A 7,949-nucleotide genomic window follows, 5' to 3' on the forward strand; every position below is an offset into this window, starting at 1 on the left:
CTTGGCTGGCCCGCCACAGCCCATCTCATTCAGAGGAGGAGACTCAGCGTGCGTGAGCTCGACTCGGCGCAGAGCCAGATGGAACAGGAGCAGGCCATTCGCAAGGTGCTGCTCACCCGACTTCGTCAGACCAGCATCGTCCAGGCGCCTCAGCAGGAGATCGTGGCCTATCGCCTCGCGGAGATCTTCGTGGCCGCGCGTCAGCTGTACACCGATGTGCTGCCCGGGTTTCTCGAGCTGCCCGAGAAGTCGGCGCCAGAGACAGCCGAAGGCGGAGAAGAGGTGTTCGAGATGTTTGGCGACGTTCGCATGCACCTGCTGCACCTGCGAGACCTGGTCGAGGACTTCGAGGAGGCGTTTCTCGAGTCTCTGAGCGGGCGGCTCGAGGCCCAGGAAGAGGGAGGCGAGGACGCGGGAGACGGCGATGAAGGGTGACCTGTTGCTGGCCCTCGATCTCGGCAACACCGACCTGGTCATCGGCTTCTTCCAGGGCGAGACGCTCGCCCGCTCGTTTCGCTTTCACACCGACCGTCAGCGCACCGCCGACGAGTATGGTGTCATGCTGAAGTCGCTGATGACACACGAGGGGTTCGATGCGCGCAGCCTCGAGGGGGTGGCCATCTCGAACGTGGTCCCTGCACTGGCCCCGGTGCTCACCGATCTGTGCACGCGCCACCTCGGCAGACCGCCCTTCTTCGTGACCGCCGACGTCTCTCTCGGCATCCGGATCCTCACCGACGCACCTCATCAGGTCGGTGCCGACCTCATCGTGGCTGCCGAAGAGGCGTTCGCGAGGTTCGGGGGGCCGCTCATCATCATCGACACCGGCACCGCCACCACCATCTCGGCCGTCGACGCGACAGGCGGATTCCTGGGAACCACCATCGGGCCAGGCCTGGCGGTCTCGGCGGAGGCGCTGTACCAGCGGGCGCCGCATCTGCCGCGCATCGTCTATGAGCGCCCTCCGAAGCCCTGGGGAACGAACACGGTGCACGCCATGCAGGCCGGACTTCTGCTGGGCCATGCAGCGATGCTCGACGGGCTCGTGGCGCAGTTCAAGGGCGAGCTCGGCGAGCACGCGCGCGTCGTTGCAACGGGGGGGCTGGCGCAGACCCTGGTCGGGGCATGCAGGCACATCGACGCGCTCATCCCGGACATCATGCTCACGGGCCTGCGGCGCATCTATCTGCGCAACCGACCGCCCTCTGCTTGACGCGGTTCTTTGCCTGTGTATAATCTCCGGCATGCGAATCGGCCACGTCACGTTTCCCAACCCTTTCTTCATGGCTCCCATGGCGGGTGTCACCGATTCCATCGTTCGAATCCTCGCCCGTCGCTATCAATGCGGCATGGTGACCTCGGAGATGGTCTCGTCGTGGGTTCTGGCTGAGATCGGCGCCAAGGCTACCCTGGGGCGACTCTTCTTTCGTCCCATCGAGAAGCCCATCGCCATCCAGCTCATGGGCAGCGACGGTGACGTGCTGGCCGAGGCGGCTCGAAAGGTCGAGGCCACCGGGGCAGACATCGTCGACATCAATCTCGGCTGCTCGGTTCCCAAGATTGCCAAGTCCGGCAGCGGCGCCATCTTCTGCCGTCGTCCGGCCGAGGTCGGGAACGCGCTCGAGAAGGTTGTGAAGGCGGTTTCCATCCCGGTGACGGTGAAGATCCGCAAGGGCTGGAATGACAGCTCCCTCACCGCATTCGAGATCCTGCGCGTGGCGGAGGAGGCCGGCGTGCAGGCCATCGCCATCCACGCGCGAACCAGCGAGCAGGCCTACTCGGGAACCGCTGACTGGCCGTTCATCAAGGCGCTGAAAGAGCGCGCGCGCATTCCCGTCATCGGGAACGGCGATATCGACTCGGCGGCCTCTGCCATGCGAATGCTCTCCGAGACCGGCTGCGACGCCGTGATGATCGGGCGAGCGTGCCGAGGCAACCCTTGGATATTCAGGGAGTGCGTGCACCTCTGGCAGACCGGCCAGGAGGCGCCGCCGCCCACCCTCGAGGAGAAGCTGCGGCTCATCCTCGAGCACCTCGAGCTGGTGCATCAGCGCGAGGGTGAGGGGGCGCCACTCGTGCAGATGCGCAAGTTCCTGAGCTGGTACGTCAAGGGGCTGCCCAACTCGGCCCATTTCCGCGAGAAGGTCTTCCGGATGGAGCACATCGATGAGCTGTCGGAAGCGGTCGCGGAGTACTTCGAGGTGACGCTGGCCGCCGACCGCGTCGCCTAGGTCGGGTGCAGCGCCCTTCGTGACCTGCATCGCGCAGGTCAGGAGCAGGAGATCGGTACATCCGAACGAACATGGGTGCCTTTTGGGGCCGGGATCCGGTGTCAGCGGCCCCAACGCATCGAGCACGGAGGAACCTTCATTGGCCATTGGTGTACAGCCTGAGATCCGAACGGGCAAGGAGCTGCTCCGCGAGGTCGAGGAGAAGTACCGCAAGTACTACAACCCCTCGCTCGTCCGCCTGCTCAAGTTCGGTGGTTTCGGCGCCCTCGAGTGGGTGGGCGAAGGCACGCGGGTCTTTGACGTCGATGGTCGCGCCTACCTCGACTTCGCCGGCGGGTACGGCGTCTTCAATCTCGGCCATCGGCATCCGCGCGTGGTCGAGGCCGTTCGCCAGCAGCTCGACAAGATGCCGCTGTCGGCCAAGATGTTCTTCAACAAGCCCATGGCCGACCTTGCAGAGCGCCTCGCCCAGATCACGCCGGGCGCGCTCCAGTACTCCTTCTTCTGCAACAGCGGAACGGAGTCGGTGGAAGGGGCCCTGAAGCTGGCGCGCCTGTCCATGGGGAAGCCGGGCATCATCGCCACACTGAACTCCTACCACGGCAAGACCTTCGGGTCGCTCTCCGCCTCCGGCCGCGATCTCTTCAAGACCCCGTTCGAGCCCCTACTCCCCGCGGTCAGTCACGTGCCCTTCGGTGATGCCGATGCGGTAGAGCAGGCCATCGTCGCGTTCGACGGCCTCGCGGCAGCCGTCATCGTCGAGCCCATCCAGGGAGAGGGGGGCATCCATGTCCCGCCCGACGACTACCTCCCGCGCGTGCAGGAGATCTGCCGTCGGCACGACGTGCTGCTCATCGTTGACGAGGTGCAGACCGGACTTGCGCGCACGGGCAAGATGTGGGCGGTCGAGCACTGGGGCGTGGAGCCGGACATCCTGGTCAACGCCAAGGCGCTCGGAGGGGGCGTCATGCCCATGGGTGCACTGGTGGGCACGCCACGGGTCTGGCAGCCACTGGGGCCCAACCCGCTCATCCACACCTCCACGTTCGGGGGGTCGCCCATGGCCTGCGCCGCTGGCCTCGCCACCATCGAGGTCATTCAAGAGGAGCGACTGGCCGAGCGGGCCACCGAGATGGGCTACCTGCTCATCGAAGGCCTCAATGAGGTGGCCGCGCGCCATCCGGAGATCGTGGCTGAGGTTCGCGGACGCGGTCTCATGGTGGGCGTCGAGCTCGCCGAGGAGCGCTTCGGCGGCATCGTCATGCTCGAGATGGCGCACCAGGGTGTGATCGGGGTCTACACCCTCAACATGCCGCGCGTGATTCGTTTCGAGCCCCCGCTCATCGTGTCGACCTCCGAGGTCGATCAAGCCGTCAGTGCATTCGAGGCCGCCGTGAAACGCGCGCGGACCATGTTCAAGGTCTAGTCAGGAGGACCGCAGACACGTGCCATACGTGGAGGAGCAGATCTACATCGAGGGCGACATCGAGGCGGTCTACGCCATCGCCTGCGACATGGAGAAGTACCCTCAGTACATGCCGGACGTGGAGTCGGTCACGGTTCTCCAGCGCGATGGCAGCTGTACCACGACCGAGTGGGTCACCGATGTCGAAGGCACACCCCTCGTCTGGACGGAGGTCGATGAGTTCGACAGCGCCAGCCATACCATACGCTATCGCCTCATCGAGGGCGACCTCGACAAGTTCGAGGGAGACTGGCGCTTTCAGCGCGAGGGCAGCGGCACCCGCGTCACGCTCGGTGTCGAGTTCGATTTTGGAATTCCCAATCTCACCGAGCTCATCGGGCCCACGCTCGAGATCAAGGTGCGTGAGAACTCCCAGATGATGCTGCGCGGCATGAAGCAGCACGTCGAAAGCCAGGGTCGCGAGACGGCGGCATCGGCCGAGAAGCCGTCGACCGCCGAGCTCTCGACCTGACCTTGACTCGGCGACATGCCGAGCATCAACATCAAGGGCCTCTGGAGGTAACACGGGTGCCCACCGAAACTTCGATCCTTCCGCGAACCGGCGAGCGTTCCACCTCGTCGGCCGCGGCCATGCGTGACGCGCTCGAGCGCTTCGTCTTCCTCATCCATCCGCTCGACATGCGCGACGTGGTGCGCTACGAGCCCCAGGCCGCGAACAAGCGCGAGCCTCTCGTTCGCAAGGTTCTCGAGTGGATGCCCACCAACATCACGGCCCACGTGACGGGAATCGAGTCAAAGGCGGGCAAGCAGGCCGAGGGCTGGTTTGCCCTGGTCCCCTATCTCCCGTCGCAGTTCGTGTCGATGCCGCGCGAGGTCATCTACCAGAAGATCGTGGCGGGTGCTCGCCTCGGGCAGGAGCGCGGCGCGCGCATCGTGGGTCTCGGAGGCTACACCTCTGTTGTGGGTGACGCCGGAATCACCGTGGCGTCGCGCGTCCCTGACCTGGCGGTGACCAGCGGCAACTCGTACACCATTGCCACGGCGCTTCAGGGTGCGCTCGAGGCGGCGCGGCGCCTTGGCATGGAGCTCGACTCGGTGCGCTGCGCCGTGGTGGGGGCCAGCGGTTCCATCGGCAGCGTGTGCGCCCGCATCATGGCGCGCAAGGTGCGTGAGATCGTCCTGGTGGCGAGGAATCGCGGTCGGCTTCAGAAGATCGCACAGACCATCAAGGAAGACTGCGGCCGTGAGGCCGACATCTTCACCGAGGTCTCTCCCGGGGTGCGTGATGCTGACATCATCATCACGGCCACCAGCAGCACGGGGAACATCATCACGGCCGATGACCTCAAGCCGGGGGCCCTGGTGTGCGACGTCTCCCTTCCGCATGACGTGTGTCGTGAGGTGGCAAGCCAGCGTCCTGACGTGCTGGTCATCGAGGGCGGAATGGTCGAGATTCCCGGCGAGCGCATGGATTTCGACTTCGACTTCGGCTATCCGCCACGCATCTCGCTGGCCTGCATGGCGGAGACCATCCTCCTCGCGCTCGAGGGGAGATACGAGAACTTCACCCTCGGCAGGGGCATTCGCATCGAGCAGGTCGAGGAGATCGCGCGCATCGCCGACAAGCACGGCTTCAAGCTGGCAGGTTTCCGCAGCTTCGATCGCTTCGTCACCGACGACGACATCGCAGCCGTGCGCCAGGCGGCTATCGACAGCCGCAAGGGCAAGGTACGGGTGTTTGCCGTCGACGGCTTCAAGGAGGGGGCGCGGTGATCGAGCAGGCGCCTCTGACCGCGCGGGCCGTGCGCACCGTCGTGAGCGTCAGCCTCGGCTCGTCGCGGCGTGACCACGAGGTCGAGGCTGCCCTCCTGGGAGAGACCTTCCGCATCCGCAGGGTCGGCACCGACGGTGATTTTCGCAAGGCGCAGGCCCTTCTGGCCGAGCTCGACGGCAACGTCGACGCCATCGGTCTCGGCGGCATTGACGTCTACCTCTACTCGCGGCGCGAGCGCTTTGCGCTGCGCGACGGCCTGCGCCTCATGAACATGGTCAAGAAGACGCCCGTGGTCGATGGCAGCGGTCTGAAGAACTCGCTCGAGCGGCAGGTCATACGAACGCTTGCGGCCACGCGGGCAGCCGAGATCCCGCTGCGAGGCCGCAAGACCCTGGTTGTGTGCGGCATGGATCGCTTCGGCATGGCCGAAGCCCTGGAAGAGGCAGGGGCCTCGGTCTCCTACGGCGATCTCATCTTCTCCATCGGCAAGGACCAGCTCATCACCTCGCTCGATGAGCTGGCCGACTACGCCGACAAGCTGCTGCCCGAGGTGGCAAAGATGCCCATCAGCTTCATCTACCCCACGGGCAAGCAGCAGGACAAGGCCCCCGAGGAGAAGCATACGCGCTACTACGACGATGCCGAGATCGTGGCGGGCGACTTCCACTTCATCCGCAAGTTCATGCCTGCGCGAATGGACGGCAAGGTCGTGATCACGAACACGGTCACCTCCGATGACCTGGCAGAGCTGAAGCGTCGTGGCGCGTCGTGGCTCGTGGCCACGACGCCGGAGTTCGAGGGGCGAAGCTTCGGCACCAATGTCCTCGAGGCCGCGCTCCTCGTGCTGCTCGGCAAGGCCTGGGCCGACGTCACCCCTGACGACTACCTCGCGCTCATCGATCGGCTCGGGCTCCAGCCCCGCGTTGTGAGCCTGAACCCCTGAGAACATCTGCGATAACCGCGGCCGACGCAGGCCGCACATTCCAAAGGAGGCACCATGCCCGAACCCCAGAAGGAAATCACGCTGACCCGAGAGGGCTTCAAGAAGCTCGAAGCACGTCTCGAGCACTTGAAGACCCACCAGCGTCGCGAGGTCGCTGATCGCATCCGCCAGGCCAAGGAGTTCGGCGAGATCGGGGAGAACAGCGAGTACGAAGACGCCAAGGCAGAGCAGGCGTTCGTCGACGGCGAGATCAACAACCTCGAGAACATGCTTCGCAATGCGAAGATCCTCGACGATTCCGACATCCACACCGATGTGGTGAGCGTGGGCAGCGTGGTGCAGCTCAAGGACCTCGATGCCGGAGAAGACCTCGAGTTCCAGATCGTGGGCACCAACGAGGCCGACCCTTCGGCCACGCCCATCGGCCGGATCTCCGACGAGTCGCCGCTCGGCGCCGCCCTTCAGGGCCAGAAGAAGGGGACCGTCGTCGAGGTCAAGGTCCCGGACGGCCTCATCGTCAAGTACAAGGTGGTCAAGATCACCAAGGAGGCCAAGGAGCACGCGAAGGTATCGCGCCGCAAGTGAGCCAGGCTCCCGTGGTCACCGACGATCTTCCCGAAGAGAGCACCCCTGATCTCAGCGAGCACATGCGCAACCGCCTGCTGCATCTCGACGCGTTGCAGGAGGCGGGCGTCGAGCCATACGGTCGGCGCTTCGAGCGCACACACTCCGTTGGTCCGGTGCTCTCTCAGTGGGAGCATCTCACCGGCGACGATACGGGCGACACAGTTCGGCTGGCGGGCCGGCTCGTGGCCAAGCGTGACCAGGGGAAGGTTGTCTTCGCCAACCTCTCTGATCTCACGGGCGGGGTGCAGCTCTACCTGAAGAAGGACGTGCTGGGCGAGGGGCCCTGGGAGCAGCTCAAGCACATCGAGGTGGGCGATCTTGTCGGTGTTGAGGGACACGTCTTTCGCACGCGAAGGGGCGAGCTCAGCATCTCTGTCGCCGCGCTCGAGCTCCTCACGAAGTCCGTGCGTCCGATGCCGGAGAAGTGGCACGGCCTCAAGGATGTCGATACGCGCTATCGGGAGCGCTATGTCGATCTCATCGCCAACCCCGAGGTGCGCGACGTGTTCGTCAAGCGCAGCCGGATGATCTCGGTCATCCGACGCCTGCTCGACGGGCGGGGCTTTCTCGAGGTCGAGACGCCGACGCTTCTCACCCTGGCTACAGGCGCCACGGCGCGGCCGTTCCTGACCCATCACAACGCCCTCGATCTGCAGCTGAACCTGCGCATCGCCACCGAGCTGTTCCTCAAGCGATGCATCGTGGGCGGTCTCGAGAAGGTCTATGAGATCGGGCGCATCTTCCGCAACGAGGGCATCTCAACCCGCCACAATCCCGAGTTCACCATGCTCGAGCTGTACGAGGCGTACGCCGACTACGAAGACATGATGCGCATCACCGAGCAGATCCTCGTCGAAGCCTGTCGCGAGGTGAACGGCTCGCTTCAGATCAAGTTCGGCGACTACGACCTCGATCTGACGCCACCGTTCCCCCGCCTGCGCATGGAAG

Annotated in this window: 9 protein-coding genes; all 9 read left to right on the forward strand. The window is 65.0% G+C overall.

What is annotated here, in order from left to right; all coding sequences use genetic code 11:
• Positions 1 to 48 precede the first annotated feature (48 nt).
• A complete protein-coding gene (locus EB084_15000) occupies positions 49 to 435 on the forward strand; it encodes a hypothetical protein (protein NDD29563.1) in 387 nt (128 codons plus the stop codon).
• Entirely contained in the window at positions 425 to 1,213 is a 789-nt protein-coding gene (locus EB084_15005) for a type III pantothenate kinase (protein NDD29564.1), read from the forward strand. The genes EB084_15000 and EB084_15005 overlap by 11 nt, the downstream gene beginning before the upstream one ends.
• A gap of 31 nt (positions 1,214 to 1,244) precedes the next feature.
• The gene (gene dusB, locus EB084_15010; protein ID NDD29565.1) at positions 1,245 to 2,231 is read left to right on the forward strand and encodes a tRNA dihydrouridine synthase DusB; all 987 of its coding nucleotides are present in this window, start codon (positions 1,245 to 1,247) and stop codon (positions 2,229 to 2,231) included.
• Positions 2,232 to 2,394: 163 nt separating this feature from the next.
• Positions 2,395 to 3,657: an aminotransferase class III-fold pyridoxal phosphate-dependent enzyme gene (locus tag EB084_15015; protein ID NDD29566.1), complete on the forward strand. Its 1,263-nt coding sequence runs from the start codon at positions 2,395 to 2,397 to the stop codon at positions 3,655 to 3,657.
• A gap of 19 nt (positions 3,658 to 3,676) precedes the next feature.
• Positions 3,677 to 4,168: a cyclase gene (locus EB084_15020; protein ID NDD29567.1), complete on the forward strand. Its 492-nt coding sequence runs from the start codon at positions 3,677 to 3,679 to the stop codon at positions 4,166 to 4,168.
• A gap of 119 nt (positions 4,169 to 4,287) precedes the next feature.
• Positions 4,288 to 5,430: a shikimate dehydrogenase gene (locus EB084_15025; protein ID NDD29568.1), complete on the forward strand. Its 1,143-nt coding sequence runs from the start codon at positions 4,288 to 4,290 to the stop codon at positions 5,428 to 5,430.
• Positions 5,431 to 5,459: 29 nt separating this feature from the next.
• Positions 5,460 to 6,374: a quinate 5-dehydrogenase gene (locus tag EB084_15030; GenBank protein ID NDD29569.1), complete on the forward strand. Its 915-nt coding sequence runs from the start codon at positions 5,460 to 5,462 to the stop codon at positions 6,372 to 6,374.
• 54 nt (positions 6,375 to 6,428) lie between these two features.
• A complete protein-coding gene (gene greA, locus EB084_15035; GenBank protein NDD29570.1) occupies positions 6,429 to 6,959 on the forward strand; it encodes a transcription elongation factor GreA in 531 nt (176 codons plus the stop codon).
• Between the two features lie 62 nt (positions 6,960 to 7,021).
• Positions 7,022 to 7,949 (forward strand): lysine--tRNA ligase (locus EB084_15040; GenBank protein ID NDD29571.1); only part of this gene is annotated, 928 nt, incomplete at its 3' end.

The organism is Pseudomonadota bacterium, from assembly GCA_010028905.1.
In the GTDB taxonomy this organism is placed as follows: domain Bacteria; phylum Vulcanimicrobiota; class Xenobia; order RGZZ01; family RGZZ01; genus RGZZ01.

Excerpts from the sequence above, each read along its gene's own strand:
- EB084_15005 (NDD29564.1), top strand. The coding sequence starts at position 425 with ATGAAGGGTGACCTGTTGCTGGCCCTCGATCTCGGCAACACCGACCTG.
- EB084_15025 (NDD29568.1), top strand. The coding sequence starts at position 4,288 with ATGCGTGACGCGCTCGAGCGCTTCGTCTTCCTCATCCATCCGCTCGAC.
- dusB (NDD29565.1), top strand. The coding sequence starts at position 1,245 with ATGCGAATCGGCCACGTCACGTTTCCCAACCCTTTCTTCATGGCTCCC.
- greA (NDD29570.1), top strand. The coding sequence starts at position 6,429 with ATGCCCGAACCCCAGAAGGAAATCACGCTGACCCGAGAGGGCTTCAAG.